The organism is Rhodovulum strictum (assembly GCF_009649175.1).
In the GTDB taxonomy this organism is placed as follows: Bacteria; Pseudomonadota; Alphaproteobacteria; order Rhodobacterales; family Rhodobacteraceae; genus Rhodovulum; species Rhodovulum strictum.
In genome coordinates this window covers 1-22,823 of record NZ_WJPO01000035.1, presented here as the reverse complement: position 1 = coordinate 22,823, position 22,823 = coordinate 1, and the positions used below count along the sequence as shown (strand labels likewise).

Below are 22,823 nucleotides of genomic sequence, written 5' to 3'. Positions count from 1 at the left end.
TGTTCATCTGTGGGCCTTTCCTACTTAGAAACTGGTGTTGCCCCTTGGTGAGGTTCGGAGCGAAGGGCATAGGGCGACCAGCCCGCGCTGTTTGCGCAGGTTGGTCCCTAGCCCGTCGCGTGAAGACTGCCCCTCGGAGCCGGTCCATCGCTTGGGCGCCGCACGTCTCTAGGGAACTGCGTGCGGCTTGGTCGCTACTTGCGGGGGTGTTCCTTCCCCCGGCGCGCCCCGTTCGACCTTTCGGGCTCGGGTTGGCCTATGCGCGCGCCCCGTGGCAGGCCATATATGTGTCTCCGCCGCCACCGTCTGAACCGTCCAGCGGACACAGGTTCTCCGATCAGGCGGACCTGAAAAGTTCTCCTTCATCTTCGATCACTTCAGGTGGTTGGTCCTCATGCTGTGCCATATCCATGAGAAGGCGGCGCATGATGGCTTCTTGCTTGGGGGTCGGCCGCCAGTTCGGGCGTTTGCCATTGCGGGCGATGGACAGGACGAATGAGCGTGTCCATTTGTCCCCGTCGATCATCGCGCGGCGCACAAGAACGGGCCAGCGCAAGGTCAGGATTTCGTCAAGCTCGCGGTCCGTCATGGACAGCCTCCTTCGTGATGTGGCGAAGAAAGGCGGCACGGTCGATCTTGGTCATGGCTTCGAAACTGGCGAGTGCATAGGCTTTGGCCTCTCGCCGTGAAGCCATGGAAGCCCAGAAGCGGGCCTCGTCCATGACGTTGAGAAAGGGCGGGATCGGCGCACCCGCGCCTGACACTTCGCCCCAGTGCACCAGGCGGAATACGTCCTCGCGCAGGTCGGGCTCAAGGGCCAGGAGGGCGGCGGCGGCAAGGCAGGTAAGCTCGCCTTGATGAAGTCGAGCCGCCCAGACAAAGGCGGCAGCGTGCCAGCCCGCTCCGTTGTTGCTGGTCAAGGCATGGCCAAGCAAGCGAACGGCGCGCCTATGGCGGTCCTCGAGGCGGTCGTTGGGCGTAACCTCTGCGTTGCCCCGTGTGGGCGGTTCCTCAATTTGAGGAACCGAAATAAGGGGCTCGCTTGCTTTCGGCCCTTGCCGGTGGTAGTCTTGGGACTTGATCTGCCGATCAATGAAAAGAGCCCCGGTTGCGCCCGCCAGCGCGCCGGGGTTTTCATTTTCAGGGGTCCGGATACGGTTGGACAAAGGCGAATTTTCGCCAATGCTTTCAATGCCCCGGCCGTTGGAGGTTGGACAACCCAAGCCCTTGTTTTCGTGGAAGACTGTGCCGCCCTCCGCCCCTGCCAGGCCGTTAAGTTCCAATCTTCCTCTCATGTGCTTGGGGCGACCAAGCTGGTTGGGCCCGTCCCGCTTTCGGTCTGAAAGGTCGGGGGCCGCAGGTCAGCGGTCACGCCAGGAATCGGCACAGGCCGGATCGCTGCCCGCAGTCGCTAGTGGCGAATCCGACCGGCAGGACTGGCGTCACCGACATCCCGGGGCAGGCAATGGAATTGGTGGCTTTTCAGGGCAACAGCCCCTTGCGAAGCCCGTACAGACGGGCTAACTAGCGCGCCACGGGTGATTAGCTCAGTGGTAGAGCGCTTCGTTCACATCGAAGATGTCGGGAGTTCGAATCTCTCATCACCCACCATCCTTTGACGATTGCTGGCCTAGCTTGACCTTCGAGGTGCGCCGTCTGTACCTTGGCGGGAGCATCGGTCAAGGCCGCGTGACGCGGGTTTGGGCAGGCGGGTGCCGTCGGCGGGCTGCCTGAGCTGTCGACCGCAACGCGCGGTGGTCAAGGGCTCGGATGGTTTCCGCAGCGCGGGTCCGGCGCCGCACTGACCCTGCGAGGCTCTGGCCCCCCGTATCCGATCCAAAGATCACGCACCGGTCTGCCTGCCACGCGCGGGCCTTCATTCATGCCCATGGCAATAGCCAAACGGCAGGAGGCCGGGCCTCCTGCCGTGCCTGCTTGGCAACCGTTATCCGGCGGCGTCGGGCGCCCCGCGCCCCTTAGTCACGCAACAACTCGTTGATCCCCGTCTTCGAGCGGGTCTTTTCGTCCACCCGCTTGACGATCACGGCGCAGTAAAGGTTCACGCCGCCCGTCGAGGGCATCGAGCCCGAAACGACCACCGACCAGGGCGGCACCTCGCCATACATGACCTCGCCGGTTGCACGGTCGACGATCCTGGTCGACTGGCCGATATAGACGCCCATGCCCAGCACCGACCCCTCGCGCACGATCACGCCCTCGACCACCTCGGAACGGGCACCGATGAAGCAATTGTCCTCGATGATGGTGGGGCCGGCCTGCATCGGCTCCAGCACGCCGCCGATGCCCACGCCACCCGACAGGTGAACGTTCTTGCCGATCTGCGCGCACGACCCGACGGTGGCCCAGGTATCGACCATCGTGCCCTCGCCCACATATGCGCCGAGGTTGACGAAACAGGGCATCAGGACCACGCCCTTGCCGATATGGGCCGAGCGGCGCACCACGCAGTTGGGCACCGCGCGAAAGCCCGCGGCCTTCCACTGCGCCTCGCCCCAATGGGCGAACTTGCTGTCGACCTTGTCCCACCAGGTGCCGCCCTGCGGCCCGCCGGTCTGCACCGCCATATCCTGAAGCCGGAAGCCCAGCAGAACCGCCTTCTTGGCCCATTGATTGACATGCCAGCGACCGTCCGCCTGGCGTTCGGCCACCCGCAGCGTGCCCTGATCCAGCGCATGCAGCGTCGCCTCGACGGCCTCGCGAACTTCGCCCTTGGTGGCGGGGGTGATCGTGTCGCGCGCCTCCCATGCGGCTTCGATGGCGGCTTCGAGCTGGAATTCGGACATGGATACCCCCGGAATTGGTCTCTCGCTTCACTGGGCGTCAAGCTATAGAGGCTAGACACCGAAGGCGCAATCCAAGCCCGATGAGAAGCCCATGCATGACGACAGCCGACGCCCGTTCCGCGACGCCCAGGAGGATGTCGAAACCGTCCGCGAGGTACCCGACACCGCGCAGACCCGCGCCCCGGCCTACCGGCTTGCCTTCGCCGATCCCGAATTCCTGTGGCGCGACGAACTGCGCCCGGTCCGGCTGCAACTGGAACTGTTGAAACCCGAACTGGTGATGAAGGAATTCGGCATCGACAGCACCATCGTTCTGTTCGGCTCGGCCCGCATCCCCGAGCCCGCCCGCCGGGACGAGGCCGCGACCGAAACGCTGGCCGAGTTCACGCGCTACTACGACGAGGCGCGGAAATTCGCCCGGCTGATCACCGAAAAGAGCCAGCGCAACGGCAAGCACCACGTCATCGTCACCGGCGGTGGCCCCGGCATCATGGAAGCCGGCAATCGCGGCGCGGCCGAAGCGGGCGGCGTGTCGATCGGGCTCAATATCGTGCTGCCGCACGAACAGGCGCCCAATCCCTACATCACCCCCGATCTGTGCTTCAACTTTCACTATTTCGGCATCCGCAAGATGCATTTCCTGCTGCGCGCGGCCGCCATCGCGATCTTCCCCGGCGGCTTCGGCACGCTCGACGAGATGTTCGAGGCGCTGACCCTGATCCAGACCGAACGGATGGACCCTGTCCCCTTCCTGCTGTTCGGCCGGGCGTTCTGGGAAAAGGTCATCAACTGGCAGGCCCTGGCCGAGGCAGGCACGATCTCGTCCGCCGATCTCGACCTCTTCACCTTCGTCGAGACCGCCGAAGAGGCCCTGGCCGTGATCGAGCGCTGGACTCCGAAGGGCTGACCCCACCCTTCTTCTTGGCCCAAATACCCCCGCGCGGCCGTCAGGCCGCGCCACGCCCAACGCCGGGCAAACGGGGCGCAAGCCCCGTGCGGCCCGGGGGCGGGAGCGCGCCGGGATGGGCGGACAGGATCAGTGCAGGTCGGGCGCGTCCGGGCGGCGCACCACCCGTTCGGGCTGGGGCAGCCCGGCCTCGGCGGCGATTTCGAACCGGCTCTTGCGGGCGCGTTCGGTGGCGGATTTCAACTGCCCGCAGGCTGCCATGATATCCTCGCCGCGCGGCGTGCGGATGGGGCTGGCATAGCCTGCCTTGTGCACGATATCGGCAAAGGCCTCGATCCGCTCCCAGTCCGACCGCTGATAGGGTGCGCCGGGCCATTCGTTGAACGGGATCAGGTTGATCTTGGCGGGGATCCCGGCGATCAGCCTGACCAGCCGGCGCGCATCCGCGTCGCTGTCGTTCACGTCCTTCAGCATCACATACTCGAACGTGATCCGTTCGGAATTCGACAGTTTCGGATAGGCGCGCAGCGCGTCCAGAAGTTGCGCCAGCGGATATTTCCGGTTGATCGGAACCAGTTGGTTGCGCAGCTCGTCGGTGGTGGCGTGCAGGCTGACCGCCAGCATGCAGCCGATCTCGGCGCCTGCGCGGGGGATCTCGGGCACGATGCCGCTGGTCGACAGCGTGATCCGGCGGCGGCTCAGCGAAATGCCCTCGTTATCCATCGCGATCTTCATCGCGTCGCGGACCGCATCGAAATTATAAAGCGGCTCGCCCATCCCCATCAGCACGAGGTTCGAGATCAGCCGCGTCTCGTCCTTGGGCGCGCGGCCCGGCTCGGGCCATTCGCCCAGATCGTCGCGGGCCAGCATGATCTGGCCGACGATCTCGGCCGCGGTCAGGTTGCGCACCAGCCGCTGGGTGCCGGTATGGCAGAAGGTGCAGGTCAGCGTGCAGCCCACCTGGCTGGAAATGCAGAGCGTGCCGCGCCCGTCCTCTGGGATATAGACCACCTCGACCTCATGCCCGCCCGCGATGCGGACCAGGTATTTCCGCGTGCCGTCGGCCGAGACGGTGCGCGCAACCATTTCCGGCAGCTCGATCATGAAATGCCCGGCCAGCAGCGCGCGGTACTCCTTGGCAAGGTTGGTCATCGCATCGAAGCTGCGCACGCCCTTGTGATAGATCCATTGCCAAAGCTGGTTCTCGCGCATCTTGGCCTGCGCCTCGGGCGTGCCCGCTGCCACAAGGGCGGCGCGCAGCGCGGGCCGGGTCAGGCCCACCAGGTTCAGGTGCGCGGCCTCGGTCGGCTTGCGCGGGATCGGCAGCACCTCGGGCGTGATCGGCGGGCTCGCGGTCATCTGGCGCGTCTCCTTCGGGTGGGTGACCCTTATATGGGATCGGCCCGCAAAATGAAACATCCCGCAGGCGGCAGGCCGCATGCGGGACGTTCGTCACCGGCACCGGGCCGGGGTCAGTTGCCGGCGCAGCGGCGCTCGGCCTCCTCCATCGCGGCGGTAAAGCCCATCAGCGAGAAGGTGTCCTTGGTCTGCGTCCCGCGCGAGGATCGCCCGGTCAGCACCGCCTCGGCCCCGCGTTTCATCGCGGCAAGCACCCGGGCATCGTCGGCCTTGGATGCGGGCCAGGCCCATTGGTTGTCGGTGAACAACTCGAAGGTCTCGCTGCCGATCTGGACCGAGACGGTCGAGCCCTGGGCAAAGGGATAGCCGCCGGTGAACGACACTTCGCCCGCGGCGCCCGCGCCGGGTCGGAACGTGACGAACAGAAGGATCTCGCCGCGGTTCACCGCGACCACCCGTCCGTCGCGGGTGTTGACCGTCTGTTTCGGCGGCGAGACGCCCCAGCATTCGCGCGGGTTCGTCTCGACGAAGACGTTCCAGTCGGTCTTGACCGCGACATTGTTGGTCGATTCCTGCTGCGCCTGGGCGGCCACGGCCCACAGCGCCATCATCCCGCCCGCAAGGGCCGTTCGCATCAGGGGGTTCATCGTCGGTACAGGCCTCCAGCCATGCTTGCCTCGCTGTCCGCCGGATCGGCCCCTCGCTCGGCCGGATTTCCAGTGGCGGGACGGTTTGCAACTCGATCTGCGCAACCTACCGTAGCCGCGCAGGGATGTGAAATCCCTCATCGCACAAAATCGCGTGGGCTTGAAGGGGAGGCGGATCATGGCCGAGGCGGTCGCACTGGTCGAGCTTTGGCGCAGCGGCATGGTCGAATCGCGCCATCGCGGGCATGCGGTGATCTGCGACGGCACGGGCGCGGTTCTGGATGCCTGGGGCGATCCGGGCGCGGTGATCTATCCGCGGTCTTCGGTCAAGATGATCCAGGCGCTGCCGCTGGTCGAAAGTGGCGCGGCCGATGCGGCGGGTCTGGACGATGCCGAACTGGCGCTGGCCTGTGCCTCGCACGAAGGGGCGCCGGTTCATGTGACGCTTGTCGCCGCGTGGCTTGACCGGCTGGGACTGTCCGAGGCCGATCTGCTTTGCGGCGCGCAGCCCAGCCGTGATCGTGCCGAGCGCAGGCGGATGCTGCTCGCGGGCGAGGCGCCAAGCCAGTTGCACAACAATTGCTCGGGCAAGCATGCGGGTTTCCTGACGCTGGCGCGCCATCTGGGCGCGGGGTCCGATTACAACGATCCGGGCCATCCCGTGCAGCGCGCCATCCGCGCCGCGTTCGAGGCGGTGACAGGGCAGCCGAGTCCGTGTTTGGGCATCGACGGCTGTTCGGCTCCCAATTTCGCGACGACCATGCACGGCCTTGCCCGCGCCATGGCGGTCTTTGCGAATGCCCGGCCCGATGCCGCCGAACCCCGCACCCGCGCCGCCGCGCGGCTGACAGGGGCGATGCTGGCCCATCCCGATCTGGTGGCGGGCGAGGGGCGGGCCTGCACCGAGCTGATGCGTGCCATGGATGGCCGTGTTGCGGTCAAGACCGGGGCCGAGGGGGTGTTTGTCGCGATCCTGCCGGACCGGCGCCTTGGCGTCGCCGTCAAGATCGAGGATGGCGCCACTCGCGCCGCCGAGGCCGCCATCGCGGGACTCCTGATCCGGCTGGGCGTGCTTGACCCCGACCACCCGGCGACACTTCGGCGGCTGGGCGGGCCGATCCGGAACTGGCGCGGGATCGTGACCGGGGAAATCCGGCTTGCGCCGGGTTTCGGCTGAACTCGCTCTTGCCAAGCCCCGCGCCCCGGTTCCAGATTGGGGCGCAAGTCGGGCGAGGAGGCCATGAGCGAAACCCTGATTGAGCGCCGCGCCCGGCTGATGGGGCCGAACGTGCCCACCTTCCATGCCGAACCGGTTCATCTGGTGCGCGGCGAGGGGGTCTGGCTATGGGATGCCTCGGGTCGGCGCTATCTGGACGCCTATAACAACGTGCCCCATGTCGGCCATTGCCACCCCCGCGTGGTCGAGGCCATTGCCCGGCAGGCGGCAACGCTGAACACCCACACGCGCTATCTGCACACCGCCATCCTGGACTATATCGAGCGGCTGACCGCGACGCTGGGCCATGGGCTGAGCCAGGCGATCATGGTCTGCACCGGGTCCGAGGCGAATGATGTTGCACTACGCATGGCGCAGGCGGCGACCGGCGCGCGCGGGCTGATCGCGACCGACAACACCTATCACGGCAACACCTCTGCTGTCAGCCAACTCTCGACGCGCCGCCCGCCCATCGGCGGCTATCCCGCCCATGTGCGCCTTGTCCCCGCCCCCGAAAGCCTGACCCCGCTGGGCGGCAGCCCCGAGGCGCAGGCCACAGCCTTTGCCGCAAATGTCGCCCGCGCCATCGCCGAGCTGGAGGATACCGGCCAGGGCTTTGCCGGGTTCATGCTTTGCCCGTTCTTCGCGAACGAGGGCTTCCCCACGCTGCCCAGGGGGTTTCTGGACCCGACGGTTGCCGTCATCCGGCGCGCGGGCGGGCTGATCCTGGCCGACGAGGTGCAGCCGGGGTTCGGGCGGCTGGGCGATGCGTTCTGGGGCCATGAGCGGCTGGGATTTGCGCCCGATGTGGTGACGCTGGGCAAGCCGATGGCAAACGGCCATCCGGTCGGCGCGGTGGTGACGCGGCCAGACATCATGGCCGATTTCCGCACCGCTTTCGGGTATTTCAACACGTTCGGCGGCAATCCGGTTTCGGCCGCGGCGGCGTTGGCCACGCTGGATGTGCTGGAGGAGGAAGGGCTGGTCGCGAATGCGCGCGATGTCGGGGCGCATCTGCTGGCCCGGCTGCGCGCGCTGCGCCATCCGCTTCTGGCCGAGGCACGCGGCGCGGGGCTGTTCCTGGGCGCCGAGTTTGTCCATCCCGACGGCAGCCCGGCCACCGGATTCGCCGAGCGGCTGGTCGAGGGGCTGCGCCTGCGCGGTATCCTGACCGGCCGCATCGGGCGGTACATGAACACGCTGAAGATCCGCCCCCCCTTGCCCTTTTCGCGCGAGAATGCCGATCTTCTGGTCGAGACGCTCGACGATCTGCTGGCCCGGACGGAGGAACCCGCATGACCGATGCCGAAGTCCTGACGCTGGCCCGGGAGGCCACGGGCCACTGGACCGGCTGCGCCGATCCGTGCCCGATCTCGCATCGCGAGAACGCGGTCTTTGCGGTGACCCTGCCCGATGCCTGCCGGGGCGTGCTGCGGCTGCACCGCCGCGGCTATCAGACCGAAGAGGCGATCCGCTCGGAACTGTGGTGGATGGATGCGCTGGCCGAGGCGGGGCTGGGCGTGCCGCGGCCCCAGCGCACGGTGGACGGCGCGCTGATGGCGCAGCTTGCCGACGGGCGCATCGCCTCGGTGCTGAGCTGGGTCGAGGGCGCGCCCATCGGTGCAGGGGGCGAACCGCTGGACGGCACGCCCGACGACCAGATGCGCCGCTATGCCAGCGTCGGCCGGGCCGTCGCGCAACTGCATGTCGCCACCGACCGGATCACCCTGCCGCCCTGGTTCAGCCGCCCGCATTGGGACATCGAGGGGTTCCTGGGGCCCGCGCCCTTCTGGGGCCGGTTCTGGGACCACCCCGCCGCCAGCGAGGCCGAGGCGATCCTGTTGCAGGAGGCCCGCCGCTTTGCCCGCGAGCGGTTGTCGGACTATGCCGCCCGCGGCGCCGATCAGGGGCTGATCCATGCCGATCTGCTGCGCGAGAACATCCTGTGCGATGCCCATCACGCAAGGCTGATCGACTTCGACGACAGCGGTTTCGGTTTCCGGCTGTACGATCTGGGCACGGCGCTTGCGCAGAACCTGGAGGAACCGGCGCTTGACGCGATCGCGACGGGGCTGATCGAGGGCTACGCCACGCAGCGCCCGCTGACTGAGCATGACCTTGCGATGCTGCCGGTCTTCGTGATGCTGCGCACGCTGGTCTCGGTCGGCTGGACGATGCCGCGCCTTGCGCCCGGCGATCCGCGGATCCGGCTTTACCTCAACCGGGCGGTGCGCACCGCCCATGCCGTGCTCGAAGGGCTGACGCTGTTCCGCCCGGTCTGAGCCGGGGTCTACCGGCTTCGCTTGCGGATCGGGTCTGCCAGCAGGCGCAGGCCGTTCAGCACGACCAGCACGGTGCCGCCTTCGTGGCCGATGACCGCGACCGGCAGCGGCAGATGAAAGAAGACACCGATCACCACCATCGTCACCATCGCGCCCATGGCAAAGATCAGGTTCTGGCGGATGATCCGCGCGGTCCGGCGCGCCAGCGCATGGGCCGCGGCAAGCCGGCCGATATCCTCGGACAGCAGCGCCACGTCGGCGGCCTGCAACGCCACCTCGGAGCCCGCCGCGCCCATCGCGATACCCACATCCGCCCGCGCCAGCGCCGCGGCATCGTTGACTCCATCGCCGACAAAGGCGACGCGGCTCCGGCCCGCCATCTCCGAGACCAGCCGCAGCTTGTCCTCGGGGCGCAGTTCGGCATGGATCGCGGCAGGCTCGATCCCCAGCGGCTGCGCCACCCGCTCGGCCACCGCGCGCCGGTCGCCGGTCATCATCGCCACATGCCGCACCCCGCCCCGGCGCAGCGCAGCCAGCCCGGCGGGGGCGCTGTCGCGCAGCCGGTCCTCGACCATCACCGCGCCCAGGATGCGCGGGCCGCGCCCCAGCAGGACCAGCGTCTGCGGCACCGCATGCAGGCTGTCGATCAGCGCGCGGGTTTCCTGTTCGACGCCGCGCGCGCCCATCCGTTGCGCCAGCCGCGCGTTTCCGGCCCAGATCATGCCCTCGTCATCGACGCCCACCATGCCCTCGCCCGGCACCGCGCGCGCCTCGCGCACCTCGATCGGGGCGATGCCGCGCGCCTCGGCCAGACGGCGGATCGCGTCGGCGATGGGGTGTTCGGAATGGGCCTCGACCCCGGCAAGCCGGGCGAGGAAATCCGACTCGTCCCCCGCGCAATGCAGCCCCACCACCTCCTGTCGCCCGGTGGTCAGCGTGCCGGTCTTGTCAAAGGCAAAGGTCGAGACCGAGGCCAGCGTTTCCAGCGCCGCGCCGCCCTTGAACAGCACGCCGCCCCGCGCGCCCGCCGACAGCGCCGACAGGATCGCCGCGGGCACCGAGATCACGATGGCGCAGGGGCTGGCCGCCACCAGCAGCGTTGCCGCCTTGTAAAGCGCCGCGTGCCAGCCAAGCCCCAGCCCCAGGAACGCGGCAAAGGCCAGCACCGCGCCCACCAGCACCGCGACCGTATAGCGCTGGCCGAACCAGGCCGAGAACCGTTCGGACGGTGCACGCGCCGCCTGCGCCTGGGTCACCAGCGCGATCATCCGCGCGACCGTGCTTTCGGACAGCGGCCGGGCGACGCGGACGGCCAGCACGCCATGCAGGTTCACCGTCGCCTCGAAGACCTGCGCGCCGGGCGTCTTGTGGACCGGCACCGATTCGCCGGTGATGGTGGCCTCGTCCAGCGCGCCCTCGCCCTCGACGATCACGCCATCGACCGGCACCCGCGCGCCGGGGCGCAGGATCACGACATCGCCCGGAACAAGCGTTTCGACCGCCACTTCCTCGGTGCCGGTGGCGGTGCGGCGCAGCGCGCGGTCGGGGCGCAGTTCCATCAGCGCCTCGATGGCGCGGCGCGCGCGGCCCATCGCGCGGCTTTCCAGCGTCGTCGACAGGCTGAACAGCGCCAGCAGGACGCCCCCCTCGAAGGCGGCCCCGACGGCCGCGGCGGCCAGCGCGGCGATCACCATCAACAGGTCGATATCCAGCACCCGCTCGCGCCAGAGCGCACCCAGCGCCCGCGCACCCGCCGGGATGCCGCCCGCGGCATAGACCAGCAGCAGCGCGGCCGCGGCAAGCACCGGCCCCCAGGCCCATTCCGCCGGCAGCGCCCATTGCGCGATCCCCGCCACCACCATCCCGGCCAGCGTCAGGCCGGTCAGCACCAGCGGCAAGGTGTTGTCGTCGAGTTTCAGCATGCCAGCGTCCTGCCCTCTGCCTTGCGTCGATGCCCCGCCCGCGGCCGGGCGATTCGCGCGGGACGATATGGCCCGATCCAGGGCGCCCTGTCAGTCGTCTTTGCAGATGCCGCGTGCCGGGGGGCTACCCGGGCTTCCCGCCTGTCGGCCGAATCGCCCGGGCATCGCGTGTGACAAGGGCATCAGCGGCGCTGGGTCCGACAGCCTGTCCGGCGGCTCAGTCGCCGTCGATTGTGGGTGCCCGTGTCATCAGCAGGCTGCCATCCATCATCGGAAAGACCACCCGCTGATCGTCAAGCGGCAGCACCGCATGGCGCACCCGCCCCGGGACGCGGCCCGAGGTGCGCAGCGCGCCATCGCCAAGATCGAGAAGCCGCAGCGTATCCTTCATGTCGAGCGTGTAAAGCCGCCCCGAGCGGCTGGCGAGTTCCGCCATCAACGAGGCCCAGTTGTCGCCGCCTGGGCCGTAATCGGTGGTCTGATGGCGCCAGCGCACCGCGCCGGTCCGGATGTCGATGGCATAGACCCAGCCGGTCGGCGACCACAGACAGGCCAGATCGCCGCTCAGGTGATGGGAATTGATGAAATTCCCGGCCACGAATTGCCACAGGATGCGGCCATCCCCGGGCGCGATGCCGAAAAGCTGTTCCTTGTAGCTGCCCGCGACCAGCAACCCCTCGGCGGCATGGATCTGGCGCAGATATTGCCACAGGCGGCGCCGCTCCTGCGCCCAGACCAGCGCCCCCGAGGCAAGATCGAGACAATAAAGAACGCCGTCCCCCGGCCCTGCAAAGACATGCGGGCCAAGGATGCAGGGCGCATAGGCGGCCATCGTGTCGGGCACGGCGGCAAAGCGCCAGCGTTCCGCGCCGCTCTCCAGATCGCGGGCGACGATCCGGTGGCCGTCGCCGAACACCACGCTGTCGCGGTCCAGCACCGGCACCCCGGTTTCGATCTCGGCGACATGGCGCCAGATCTCGCTGCCATCCGCGCGGTTCAGGCAGGCGATGCCGCCGCGGCCGCCGACGATCACCCGCTCGCCCAGCACCCTTGGCCGGAAGGCGGCTGGGCCGGGCAGGTCGTGCGGGCGCTGCCAGAGCGGGGCCTCGGCCTCGGGCAGGATGCAGCCCGCATGCGTGGTGCCGCAGAAGAACAGCTTTCCCTCGGCAAGCGTCGGCGGGGTGAGTACCGCGTTTTCCGTCTGCCAGACCCGCAAGCTGGCCAAGGGTTGCGCGGCGGCAGCCCGCCGCGCGGGGAGCAGCAGCAACGGTGCCACCAGAACGCTTCGCCGCGTCAGGCTCAGTCGCACGGCGCCCCCTGCCGGACCCATTCGAACAGGATCAGCGTGTTGGGATGGTCGCGATCCTCCAGCGGGCTGATGCCCGGGGGCATGCGGTTCTCGACCAGATGCTGAAAGATCGGGCTGGCCTCGGGATTGCCGGGGATCACGACCTTGGTCGCGTTCTCGACCCCCTTCGCCACCGAATCGGCACCCAGCATGATGCCCTGGAACGAGGTCAGGTCCAGTTCGTGAAAGCTGGGCGGTTCCTGATTCGACATGTGGCAGTCGGTGCAGGCCGGAAGGTCATGGCCAAAGGCCCCCTCGGTCGCGAACAGCGGCAGCACGGTTTCCCGGAAATGGTCGTCATCCACTGCGCCCTCGCGGATCCAGTCCTCGACGATGTCGATGCTGGGCGAACCGGTCGCAAGCTGGTAGCCGATGCCGAAGGGCATGCGGTTGTTGCGCAGCCTGCGGCCGAGAATTTCCTTGGACGGGTTCTCGCCCGGCACGAACAGCGCCCGCGCCGGTTCCTCGGTCGCGCCGGTGCGGATGCCCTCGCACGAGGACAGATCGAGGCCGCGATAGCTTTTCGCGGGGTCGGCATTGGAATGGCAGACCACGCAGGCCGGCCCGGTGCCAAAGGCGTTCGGCGTGTGCATCAGCATGTCGACATAGCTGTAGGGGATCGGCAGGCCGCGGCGCAGGATCAGTTCCTCGACCACCGCGGCATCGCCTTCAAAGCTCTTGGCTCCGGCGGCCAGATCCTTGGCCAGTTGCTCTGCCAGACTCAGCGGTCTTTCCAGATGTTCCTGTTCTTCGTACTCGTCGTCGTCTCCGTCGGCATGGGCAGCCATCGCCATGACGGCGCCGCCGCAGAACACCAACCCCGTGATCGCCTTGCGCAAATCCTTGACCGTCGTCATCCGTTCCCTCCCTGAACAGCGGTAGAAATGTCCCGGGAACAGCATTTCGCCCCGTGGGCATCCGCACCATGGGGTCAAGCGTCACACGATCACGGGATCGTGAGTCAAGCGCCGTATGAATTCTGCAACTCAGGGAAGCAAGGGGGCGAGCGGTGGCGGATGAGGCGATTCCCCCGGTCTCGACCCCGGCGGGTGCCGAAGCCGGGCCGGTCGATTGCCGCCGGGATTGGCGGCGGCCGGGCCGATCCTAGGCCGCGCGCAGCGAGCCGAGGAAGCTGCGCACCCGTTCCGAAAGCGTCATCGTCTCGCCCGATACCGTGGCCACGGCATGTTTCAACGTGCCCGAGGTCGTGCCGGTCCGCTCGACCCGGGACGAGACGTCGTGGATCATGTCGGCCATCTCGTTGCTGCTCGCGGCGGTCGATTCGGCATGCGAGGTGATGTGCTGCGCGGCAAGCTTCTGTTCGTCCACCGCGGTCCGGATGCTTTCGGTGAACTCCTTCACCCGCTTGACGCTTTCGCCCACACCCGCCATCCGCGAGGCCATCGAGCCGCTTTCGGTCTGGATGCGACCGATACGGTCGGTGATCGAGGCGGTCGCCTCGCTGATGCGCTGGGCCAGCGCCTTGACCTCGAAGGCGACAACGGCAAAGCCCTTGCCCGCATCGCCGGCGCGGGCGGCCTCGACCGTGGCGTTGACGGCCAAGAGGTTGGTCTGGCGCGCGATCGACGAGATCAGGCTGACCACCTCGCCGATCTCCTCGACGGCGGTCTGAAGCGTGACAACCTGAGCCGACGAGGCCTCGGCCTCGGCCGCGGCGGTGACAGAGGCCGAGGCGGCAGCGACGACATCCTTGGTGATCGACGTGATCGAGGCCGACAGTTCCTCGATCGCGGCGGCGACGGACTGGGTGCTGGTGGCAATCTGGGCGGCGTTGGCCGAGACCGAGCCCGCCCCGTGCCGGGCGCCGGTTATCTCGTCGTCAAGGCCGTCGGCGGCGCTGTGCAACTGGTCCATCGAGGCGTGCAGCACATCGACGACCCGGCCAACCTCGGCCTCGAAGCTTTCGCCAAGGGCATGCAGCCGGGCCTCGAACTCCTCGGTCTGGGCGTTCTGGAAGCCGGTGATCGCAAGCTCGATGTCGAGCAACAGCCCGCGGCTGAGCGCGTCGACCAGATCGTTCGTCCGCCGCTGGCCAATGAAGGGCAGGCCGCGGCTTGCCTCGGCCGCCAGCATTTTCTGCAACCGGGCCGAAACGCGGGCGTAAGAGGCGACATAGTGGCGAAACGGCAGGCCGATGCGGAAATGGATCCGGCCGATCCTGTCGGCGGCTTCGAAGTAGTCCTGCGCGTAGTCGCAGGTGAACATCTTGATCCAATGTTCCTTCTGCTTGTTCTTGGCATGAAGCCGCAGGCCCGGCTTATTGAAGAAGTCGGACCATTCCTTGGTCTTGTCGACATCGGAGTAGAACTCCTCCAGCAGCTCGTCGAGATGCGGGATGACGATCTTTCCCGCCTCCCTGAGCGAGTCCCGGGTCTTGCGGTCGAGACCGTAGGCCCACAGGCGGGCGGGTTCACGTTTTTCCATGATGCGGTTCGACCTCTGTCGGTTTGTTCGCGGCTGTCCTGGCCGAAGAAAGCAGCAGAATGTTGACCGGTCGTTACCGCTTCTGTGGCGGCATGGGGTATGCGTCGAGTTTTAGGCAGAAACAGGCTGTTTCACGCAAAAGGGCCGCCCCGGCGGACGGCCCCTCGTGGTCCATGGCGCGGTCGGGCGGCTACTTGGCCGGCCCGATCATCATCACCATCTGACGCCCTTCGAGCTTGGGCATGTTCTCGACCTTGCCGATTTCCTTGACGTCCTCGGCCACCCGTTCCAGCAGGTCGCGCCCCAGATTCTGGTGCGCCATCTCGCGGCCGCGGAAGCGCAGCGTGACCTTCACCTTGTCGCCGTCTTCGAGGAAACGCACCACGCTGCGCATCTTGACCTCGTAATCATGGGTGTCGGTGTTCGGGCGGAACTTGACCTCCTTGATCTCGATGATCTTCTGCTTCTTGCGCGCCTCGGATTCGCGCTTCTGGGTCTCGTACTTGAACTTGCCGAAATCCATGATCTTGCAGACCGGAGGCGTGGCGTTCGGCGAGATCTCGACGAGGTCGAGCCCCGCTTCTGCCGCAAGGGCCATCGCCCGCTCGGGGGACACGACGCCGATATTCTCGCCATCCGCGCCGATAAGGCGGATTTCGGGGGCACGAATGCGCTCGTTCACGCGGGGACCAGTTTCCCGGGTAGGCGGCGCGTTGTGAGGTCTGCGGGCTATGGTGTGGTTCCTTTTCTGCCGTGATTGACGCGCAACAAGTTACCCGGGCGTCCGGCTTGCATCAAGGCGGTTTTCCCGGGGCTCTGCGGGTCATATACCGGCAAGGTTGCGCCGCTGCGGCGTTCGATACGGTTTGCTTGCGCAGCAATTTGTGCGAAAAGCGGGCAGCGTAAGAATTGCGCGATCATGGGAGAATGAGGACACACCAATGAAGAAGGCCCTGATCACGATCATCATCCTGGCCGCTGTCGGCGTCGGCGGTTACATCTGGTACATCGGCAACATGGCCGAGGAAGCGGCGGCCCCCGAGGCCGCGGTCGAAACCGTGGATGAGGCCGTCGAGGACGCAGCCGAAGCGGTCGAAGAGGCCGTCGAGGAAGCCACCGAAGAGGCCGCCGAGGCTGTGGATGAGGCTGTCGAGGCGGCCGAAGACGCTGCCGAGGCCGTCGAGGAAGCCGTGACGACCCCGCCCGCCGACGTGCTGAGCCCCGAAGGCTTCGACGCCGATGCGGTCATCGCGATGATCGACGAGTCGTCGCTGGACGTTGCCGAGAAAGACGCCCTGAAAGCCGCTGTCGAAACCGCCCGCAACGTGCCCGACATGCTGGGCGCGGTGCTGGACCAGGTGCGGACCGCGCTGGGCATGTAAGCCCGACGGAAGACCGGGGCGCGGCCGATCCGGCGTTGCGCCCCGGAAGAACGGGAAAGCCCCGCAAGAGCGATCTCTTGCGGGGCTTTTTATGTCCTGTCGGGGCGTCTCAGCCGACGAACGCCTTTTCGACCACGTATTCCGCAGGCTCGGAATTCGCGCCTTCGCGCAGGCCCCAGCCTTCGAGGATCGCCATCACGTCCTTGTTGAAGTCGAGCGAGCCGCAGACCATCGCCCGGTCCACGGCCGGGTCCATCGTCTCGCAGGGCAGGCCCAGATCGCGGAACACCTTGCCCGAGGACAGGTTGTCGGTGACCCGGCCCATGGTGCGGAAGTCCTCGCGCGTGGTGGTGGGGTAGTATTTCAGCTTGTCGCCGACGAACTCCCCGATCAGCGGGTCTTCGGGCAGGCTTTCGATCAGTTCGCGCCCGAATTCCAGTTCCGCCACCTCGCGGCAGGTATGCATCATGATGACCTCGTCATACTGCTCATATGTCTCGGGGTCGCGCATCAGGCTGGCGAAGGGGGCGATGCCGGTGCCGGTGGCCAGGAACCACAGCCGCTTGCCGGGCAGCAGCGCATCCAGGACCAGCGTGCCCACGGGCTTGGGCCGCAGGATGATCTCGTCGCCGGGCTTGATGTGCTGAAGCCGCGATGTCAGCGGGCCGTCCTGCACCTTGATCGAGTAGAAATCGAGCCCTTCGTCCCAGGCGGGCGAGGCGATCGAATAGGCGCGCATGATCGGCTTGCCGTCATCGCCGGGCAGCCCGATCATCACGAACTCGCCCGACCGGAAGCGCAGCGATTGCGGCCGGGTCGTGCGGAAATAGAACAGATCGTCGGTGTAATGACGCACCTCGGTCACGGTCTGCGCATCGGGCAGGGTCTTCTTGGCGGCGGTTGCTTGGGTCACGGCGCTCTGCTGGTTCATGTGTCAGATGCAACGGGGCAGGACGCCCCGCTCCTTTCCTTCTAGGTGTCCTCGCCCTTCGGGGAAACCCCCAACCTTCCGGGCCGGACAGAGAGGCCCGGCGCGGAACTACCCGCGGGGTATTCCCGAGCATGGCACGCGGGACCATGACCCAGATCAAGCCAGGATGTCGCACCTGCCGGGCGGGCTGGCGCAAGGCTGGCCCCTTGCCGGTCCGGACGGCCGGATTTTGTCGGAAAACGCTTGAAAGACGGGGTTTTGTAGGCTGCTTTCCGCTGGACGCAACTTTCTTCCGGGAACCGCGTACTCCCGTCTTTTGGTTAACGTTACGTTAATGTATCAATGCTGACACTATGCCTGAAGTTTAGAGGTATTCCATATCTACCATGGATCTGAATCACGCCAGACGCCGAATCCGCGAGGTTGGTTGGCTGCGAAGCCTGCCCGGACCTTTTTGCACAGCCCTGCTCGCCGGGTCGAACCTGCGCCGCTGCGGCACCGGCGAGGTGCTGTTTCACCGCGACGATCCCGCGCCGGATTTCCTGGGGCTCGTGGACGGGCTTCTCTATGTCTATTCCGAGGCGGGTGACGAGGAGGCGCGGCTGGTTTTCGTGGCCCATCCGGGCTGGTGGGCCGGAAGTATCGCCATTGTCGGCGGGTCCGAGCGGCGCTGCACCGTTGTCGCCCGCGCGCCTTCTGTCCTGCTGTCGGTGCCGCGGATGCATGTCGAGGCGCTGGCCCGGCGCGACAGCGCCACCTGGCGCCATGTCGCCACGAATGTCGCGGCGCAATATGACAGCCTCGTGCTTCTGTTGCAGGCGCAGGCCAATCCCGATCCGCGGGTGCGGCTGCTGATCTCGTTGCAGCGGCTGCACCGGTTCAACGACGGCGCGACGATCTTTCCCATCACGCAGTCGGAACTGGCCGAGATGTCGGGGCTGTCGCGAAACTCGGCGAATCGGGCGATGCGCCAGTTCGTTGCCGAGGGCCTGGTCGAGACCGGTTATGGCTGGCTGCGCATCGTCGATCCCGCGGCGCTGGCGGCCGCGCTTTGCCAGAAGCGGGGCGACCGGGACAACTGCGACCGCAGGGCGGGCTGAGGCGGCAGCGCCGCCTCCGCACCTGAACGTCAGACCGCGGCTTCCAGCGCGGTGATGATGGCCGAGAAATCCGCCGCCTTCAGCGAGGCGCCGCCCACCAGCGCGCCATCGACATTCGAGGTCGCAAAGATATCGGCGGCATTATCGGGCTTGACCGAACCGCCATAAAGCAGCCGGACCCCTTGCCCCGCCTCGCCGAAGCGGGCGACCAGTTCGGCGCGCAGGAAATCATGCACCTCGGCAATCTGCGCCAGCGTCGGCACCCGGCCGGTGCCGATTGCCCAGACCGGTTCATAGGCGACAACGACAGTCGCGCCGGTCACGCCTTCGGGCAGCGAGCCGGTCAGCTGGCTGCCGACCACGCCCAGCGTCTGGCCCGCATCGCGCTGGGCCTCGGTCTCGCCGACGCAGACCACCGCGATCAGCCCCCCGGCCAGCGCCGCCTCGGTCTTGGCGCGCACGATGGCGTCGGTCTCGGCATGATCGGTGCGCCGTTCGGAATGGCCAAGGATCACATGGCTTGCCCCCGCATCGCGCAGCATGGCGGCCGAGATGTCCCCGGTATGGGCGCCCGCGGCGGCGGCGTGGCAATCCTGCCCGCCCACGGCAATCGCCGTGCCGTCTGCGGCGCGCGCCATTCGCTCGACCAGCGTGGCAGGCGGGCACAGCAGCAGATCGACCGCGGGGGCGGGATGGGCTGCGGCCAGCGCCGTCACTTCGGCCAGCGCCGCACCCGTTCCGTTCATCTTCCAGTTGCCGGCTGCCAGTTTCCGCCGCATGCGCAATCCTCCCTTGCTGCAAATGTCGCGCGCCTTCTAGGAGATTTGCTCCCGAAGCGGAACGCCTCTTTTTCGCGCAGCAAGGAAAGGGGTCAGCCGCCGCGGGCCTCGTCCACCTCGCGGAACTTGATCGATTCGCCGCAGCCGCAGGCATCGACCACGTTGGGGTTGCGGAACTTGAATCCGGATTCCAGCAGGCCTGTCTCGTAGTCGATTTCGGTTCCGAACAGGAACATCTGGGCCATCGGCGCAATCGCGACGCGGGCGCCGTCCTGTTCCACCACCTCGTCATGGGGGTCGATGTCGGCGACGTAATTCATCGTGTATTCCATCCCCGCGCAGCCGCCTTTCTTGACGCCGATCCGCAGGGCGGCCGAACTGTCCCTGGCCATCAGCCGGGCGACCTGAGCCGCGGCGGCGGGTGTCAGTGTGACGGGTGATTTTCCGGGGATGCCGAACATGGATGCGCCTCCTTTTCCCAAGTCAAAGACTAGGGTTTCCCCGGCATGGTCTCAAGGGGCGGTAGAGGCGGACAGGGCGGAAAAAGGGCAGGGTAGCGCGCGGCCACCCTGCCCGGCATGGGGTCAAAGCCCCATGCAATTGGCATAATAGGTCACCGTCGCCGGCCAGTCCGAGAAGATGCCCTCGATGCCCACATCCTGGGCCAGCACGTCGAGAAGCTCGTAATAGACACCGTCATTGTCGGTGACGTCCTTGATCGACTGGAAATACCAGCCCCCGCCGGTGGCCAGCGGCCCCGAGCGTTCCAGCGTCCAGGTGATGATCTTCAGCCCCGCTTCCTTGGCCTCGCGGGCATAGGGCGAGGGCACGATCCGGCCATCCTCGATGGTGACCAGCATCCAGGTCGGCGGCGCTATATAGCGCACGCCCATGTCGGCCAGTTCCTGCATGGTCGGCTTGAAGGTGGCCGGATCCATCGGGTCGATCAGCCCCTCGATTTCGGTCTCGGCTTCGTAGCGGTCGTCGAGATAAACCGCCTGGGCGCCGAATTCGGGCTCGTTCTCGATCCAGTAGAGGATATCGGCGAGGTCGAAGGATTGCGCGAACACATCCTCGGGCGGGATGCCCGCGGCCTTGTACTCGTCGATCAGTTTCTGCGCGTAATCGGCCTGGGTGAAGCCGTCGAAGGGCATCTCGACCGAGGGCGACTTGAGTTCGGGGGTGAACTTGGCGCCGAGCGAGCGGAACAGCTCGATCGACTCGGCATGGGTCAGAGACTGCGCGCCATGGGTGTAAAGATTGGTGCGGAAGGCCGCGATGCCGCCCTGATAGGCTTCGGGCGTGGTGGCGGTCGCGTCGGCGGCGTCCATCTTGGGCTTGAGCGTGCGGAACTCGGCCAGCGTGATCTCGGAGGTGCGGCACTCGGCGGTTGCGGGCGTATCGCCGCTGGCCGGGGCAAAGGGCGTGATGCAGGTCGCGGCCAGATCGGTCAGCAGGATGTCGGTGGTGGTGTGCAGATCGTTCTGGGCGTGACGGCAGACCAGTTCCTTGTCCTTGGTGAAGGTCACGTCGCATTCGAGGATCCCCGCCCCCATCCGCGCCGCGGCGACATTCGATTCCACGGTATGTTCGGGGAACATCAGCGGCGCGCCGCGATGGCCGATGGAGAAATCGGTGCGGCTGGGCGTCTGGCCGATGCAGGCAGTCAGCCTGTCCTTGAGCGGGCCATCCTTCATCTTGTCGATGAGGTAATAGGGCCGGGGGTCATAGTCGATGGCGGTCTCGGCAAGGCCGGGGGCGGCCGTCGCGGCGAACAGCGCGGCAGCAGCCGTCAGGCGGGGGAGGATCATGTCAGTCTCCGCATCTTGGGGAAGTAACGGAGACCATTTGCCGGGCGCGCGTGAAAGTCGTGCGACGAATGGATGACGGCTACATGAACCCCAGTTCCAGCCGCGCCTCGTCGGACATCATGTCCATACCCCAGGGCGGATCCCAGGTGATCTCGACATCGACCTGCTTGACGCCCGGCAATGGCTCGACCGCCTCGGCCAGCCAGCCCGGCATCTCGCCCGCCACCGGACAGCCCGGCGCGGTCAGGGTCATGGTGATCGCCACCGCGTTCTCGGAATCGATCTCGATGGTGTAGATCAGGCCCAGATCGTAGATATTGACCGGAATTTCCGGGTCATAGACGGACCGGCACGCCTGGACCACCTGCTCGTAAAGCGGATGATCGGTCGAGGAGGGCCGGATGAGGGGTGCCCCCTCGAGCTTTTCCTGCTGCATGGACATCGCGTTTCCTGCAAATCCTACAAAAGATATAAGGAAAGGCGGCGGCGCCGTCCAGAGCCGGATTGATCCGCGGCGTCGGTACTTGTCTGAACGACGCGGCGGGATAGCTCGAAGGGCAGTGCAAGACCGTCAGGGGGTGGGCATGCGCAGGGATTTGTCGGACGATCATGCGCGGGCGCTGCTGGCGCGGGACGAGCGCGAGATGAGCGTGGTCATTTCCGCCCCGACCCTGCCCGACAACCCGATGATCTATGTCAGCGAGGAGTTCGAGCGCCAGACCGGCTATTCCGTGGCCGAGGCATTGGGTCGGAACTGCCGCTTCCTGCAGGGGCCGGGCACCGATCCCCATGCGGTCGAGGCGATCCGCCACGCCCTGCATGCCCGGACGCCCTTTACCATCGACCTGTTGAACTACCGCAAGGACGGCACGCCCTTCATGAACCGGCTGCGGATTCGGCCGATCTTCGACGACGAGGGGCGGCTGATGTATTACGCGGGCGCCCAGAATCCGGTCTGATCCGCACATTTTCGGGGCATCTGCCGGGTCGGACGCGGGGCTTGTGTGAAAGCGCGCGCAACCGAAGATTTTTTCACCATCTGGGGTTGTCAAGTTCACGGAAAGACAACTATTGAACGGTGCCCGTTCCGAAGCGTTGCGTGTGACGCTAAGGGAATCGGCAGGCATGACAGTCGCTACGTCCCGGGCACGCGCCTGTGGAAAACCTTGTGAACAGCCGCTTCGGGACTCCGCTGCGGGCAGGGGCAATGATTCCACGGGACTTGGATCTGTCAGGGCGCGGCCCAGCGCGAAAGCCCTTGCAAACAAGGCATTTCTTATCCCGACCGCGCCGAGCCAAGACCCTTCGGATGCGCCCTTGGGCGCTGTGGCAGTCCTGCTTCAGCCTGTGCACAAAAAGACGCGACGTCGTTGCGTCACGGTTGATCGCAATCATGGACAAAACTTAACTGAACATTACAGTTCAGATTTGCGGGTCGCCTGATCCGCTTGAACGAGGGATGATCCTATGGCCCCAGTCATACCGCTACGCAAGGCGTTTCTCGGAATGTTGCTCGCTGGGCTGCTTTCCGCCTGTGCCGCCGCCCCGGTCGCGGAATGCGAACCCGGCGTCGGAGCGATCAGCGAAATGGCGACCGTCACCCCTCCGGGCTGCTGACGCGCCACGATTGGCCCGGAACGTCCCGGTCGCGGCAGCATTTTCTGCCGGGACCACCCCCCGGGCGAAGGCCCGGGTCGCGCCCGGTCCCGTCCCCCAGGGCCGGGCGCGTTCCTTTTCCGGTGCGCGGAACGCAACCGACCGGCGCCAACGGGCACCGGCCGGGGGGCTGCGGTGACGGTAAGCCTCAGCCGCGGTTCATCCTGTTGTCGATGAGCTGCTCGACGACGGAAGGGTCGGCGAGTGTTGAGATGTCGCCGAGTGCTCCGAAGT

At 66.8% G+C, this 22,823-nt stretch carries 22 protein-coding genes and 1 tRNA gene; 8 read left to right on the top strand and 15 right to left on the bottom strand.

The genetic code is table 11. The features are described 5' to 3' along the window. Positions 1-337: 337 nt before the first annotated feature. A complete protein-coding gene (locus GH815_RS16775; protein ID WP_153749908.1) occupies positions 338-589 on the bottom strand; it encodes a hypothetical protein in 252 nt (83 codons plus the stop codon). Further along, positions 570-1,283 carry a hypothetical protein gene (locus tag GH815_RS16770; RefSeq protein ID WP_153749907.1) on the bottom strand — a complete coding sequence of 238 codons (714 nt, stop codon included), beginning with the start codon at positions 1,281-1,283 and terminating at the stop codon, positions 570-572. The genes GH815_RS16775 and GH815_RS16770 overlap by 20 nt, the downstream gene beginning before the upstream one ends. Before the next feature lie 253 nt (positions 1,284-1,536). On the opposite strand from GH815_RS16770, the gene GH815_RS16765 reads away from it, so the two are divergent. Continuing rightward, a tRNA-Val gene (locus tag GH815_RS16765) sits at positions 1,537-1,611 on the top strand. A gap of 365 nt (positions 1,612-1,976) precedes the next feature. Here GH815_RS16765 and dapD read toward each other — a convergent pair. Next, positions 1,977-2,804: a 2,3,4,5-tetrahydropyridine-2,6-dicarboxylate N-succinyltransferase gene (gene dapD / locus GH815_RS16760; RefSeq protein WP_153749906.1), complete on the bottom strand. Its 828-nt coding sequence runs from the start codon at positions 2,802-2,804 to the stop codon at positions 1,977-1,979. A gap of 91 nt (positions 2,805-2,895) precedes the next feature. On the opposite strand from dapD, the gene GH815_RS16755 reads away from it, so the two are divergent. Continuing rightward, on the top strand, positions 2,896-3,711 hold the full coding sequence (locus tag GH815_RS16755) for an LOG family protein (RefSeq protein ID WP_153749905.1): 816 nt from the start codon (positions 2,896-2,898) through the stop codon (positions 3,709-3,711). A 129-nt stretch (positions 3,712-3,840) separates the two neighbouring features. On the opposite strand, the gene rlmN is transcribed toward GH815_RS16755, so the two are convergent. Beyond that, positions 3,841-5,070 carry a 23S rRNA (adenine(2503)-C(2))-methyltransferase RlmN gene (rlmN, locus tag GH815_RS16750; protein ID WP_153749904.1) on the bottom strand — a complete coding sequence of 410 codons (1,230 nt, stop codon included), beginning with the start codon at positions 5,068-5,070 and terminating at the stop codon, positions 3,841-3,843. A 113-nt stretch (positions 5,071-5,183) separates the two neighbouring features. Further along, positions 5,184-5,705 (bottom strand): invasion associated locus B family protein, encoded by a 522-nt coding sequence (locus GH815_RS16745; protein WP_153749903.1) that lies wholly within the window; start codon positions 5,703-5,705, stop codon positions 5,184-5,186. Positions 5,706-5,895: 190 nt separating this feature from the next. Here GH815_RS16745 and GH815_RS16740 point away from each other — a divergent pair, with 190 nt between their 5' ends. The 3 genes from GH815_RS16740 to GH815_RS16730 all read left to right on the top strand — a co-directional run bounded on the left by GH815_RS16740 (position 5,896) and on the right by GH815_RS16730 (position 9,215). Further along, entirely contained in the window at positions 5,896-6,894 is a 999-nt protein-coding gene (locus tag GH815_RS16740; protein WP_153749902.1) for an asparaginase, read from the top strand. A gap of 63 nt (positions 6,895-6,957) precedes the next feature. Beyond that, positions 6,958-8,232, top strand: a complete 1,275-nt coding sequence (locus GH815_RS16735) for an aspartate aminotransferase family protein (RefSeq protein ID WP_153749901.1) — start codon at positions 6,958-6,960, stop codon at positions 8,230-8,232. Then, positions 8,229-9,215 (top strand): phosphotransferase enzyme family protein, encoded by a 987-nt coding sequence (locus tag GH815_RS16730; RefSeq protein ID WP_153749900.1) that lies wholly within the window; start codon positions 8,229-8,231, stop codon positions 9,213-9,215. Before GH815_RS16735 ends, GH815_RS16730 begins: the two co-directional genes overlap by 4 nt. An 8-nt stretch (positions 9,216-9,223) precedes the next feature. Here GH815_RS16730 and GH815_RS16725 read toward each other — a convergent pair whose 3' ends face one another. From GH815_RS16725 to infC, 5 genes are all read right to left on the bottom strand, one after another. Beyond that, positions 9,224-11,137, bottom strand: a complete 1,914-nt coding sequence (locus GH815_RS16725) for a cation-translocating P-type ATPase (protein WP_153749899.1) — start codon at positions 11,135-11,137, stop codon at positions 9,224-9,226. 217 nt (positions 11,138-11,354) lie between these two features. After that, on the bottom strand, positions 11,355-12,446 hold the full coding sequence (locus tag GH815_RS16720; protein WP_170290375.1) for an outer membrane protein assembly factor BamB family protein: 1,092 nt from the start codon (positions 12,444-12,446) through the stop codon (positions 11,355-11,357). Then, entirely contained in the window at positions 12,437-13,342 is a 906-nt protein-coding gene (locus GH815_RS16715; protein WP_211365114.1) for a hypothetical protein, read from the bottom strand. The genes GH815_RS16720 and GH815_RS16715 overlap by 10 nt, the downstream gene beginning before the upstream one ends. A gap of 247 nt (positions 13,343-13,589) precedes the next feature. Then, positions 13,590-14,930: a globin-coupled sensor protein gene (locus GH815_RS16710; RefSeq protein ID WP_153749897.1), complete on the bottom strand. Its 1,341-nt coding sequence runs from the start codon at positions 14,928-14,930 to the stop codon at positions 13,590-13,592. Positions 14,931-15,120: 190 nt separating this feature from the next. Continuing rightward, positions 15,121-15,612: a translation initiation factor IF-3 gene (gene infC / locus GH815_RS16705; protein ID WP_425541997.1), complete on the bottom strand. Its 492-nt coding sequence runs from the start codon at positions 15,610-15,612 to the stop codon at positions 15,121-15,123. Positions 15,613-15,871: 259 nt separating this feature from the next. Here infC and GH815_RS16700 point away from each other — a divergent pair, with 259 nt between their 5' ends. Continuing rightward, on the top strand, positions 15,872-16,312 hold the full coding sequence (locus tag GH815_RS16700; RefSeq protein ID WP_153749896.1) for a hypothetical protein: 441 nt from the start codon (positions 15,872-15,874) through the stop codon (positions 16,310-16,312). Positions 16,313-16,421: 109 nt separating this feature from the next. Here the strand turns inward: GH815_RS16700 and GH815_RS16695 are convergent, their stop codons facing one another. Beyond that, the gene (locus GH815_RS16695) at positions 16,422-17,243 is read right to left on the bottom strand and encodes a ferredoxin--NADP reductase (protein ID WP_153749895.1); all 822 of its coding nucleotides are present in this window, start codon (positions 17,241-17,243) and stop codon (positions 16,422-16,424) included. A 386-nt stretch (positions 17,244-17,629) separates the two neighbouring features. On the opposite strand from GH815_RS16695, the gene GH815_RS16690 reads away from it, so the two are divergent. Further along, positions 17,630-18,343, top strand: a complete 714-nt coding sequence (locus GH815_RS16690) for a Crp/Fnr family transcriptional regulator (protein WP_153749894.1) — start codon at positions 17,630-17,632, stop codon at positions 18,341-18,343. A 29-nt stretch (positions 18,344-18,372) separates the two neighbouring features. On the opposite strand, the gene tpiA is transcribed toward GH815_RS16690, so the two are convergent. From tpiA to GH815_RS16670, 4 genes are all read right to left on the bottom strand, one after another. Continuing rightward, entirely contained in the window at positions 18,373-19,122 is a 750-nt protein-coding gene (gene tpiA, locus GH815_RS16685; protein WP_153749893.1) for a triose-phosphate isomerase, read from the bottom strand. A gap of 92 nt (positions 19,123-19,214) precedes the next feature. Then, a complete protein-coding gene (locus tag GH815_RS16680) occupies positions 19,215-19,583 on the bottom strand; it encodes a HesB/IscA family protein (protein WP_153749892.1) in 369 nt (122 codons plus the stop codon). A gap of 123 nt (positions 19,584-19,706) precedes the next feature. After that, positions 19,707-20,933, bottom strand: coding sequence for a glycerophosphodiester phosphodiesterase family protein (locus tag GH815_RS16675; protein ID WP_153749891.1), 1,227 nt, complete (start codon positions 20,931-20,933; stop codon positions 19,707-19,709). 79 nt (positions 20,934-21,012) lie between these two features. Beyond that, complete coding sequence (locus GH815_RS16670; RefSeq protein ID WP_153749890.1) at positions 21,013-21,375, bottom strand: SUF system Fe-S cluster assembly protein; 363 nt, start codon at positions 21,373-21,375, stop codon at positions 21,013-21,015. A 142-nt stretch (positions 21,376-21,517) separates the two neighbouring features. Between GH815_RS16670 and GH815_RS16665 the strand changes: the two genes are divergently transcribed. Beyond that, positions 21,518-21,892 (top strand): PAS domain-containing protein, encoded by a 375-nt coding sequence (locus tag GH815_RS16665; protein ID WP_153749889.1) that lies wholly within the window; start codon positions 21,518-21,520, stop codon positions 21,890-21,892. Positions 21,893-22,823 lie beyond the last annotated feature (931 nt).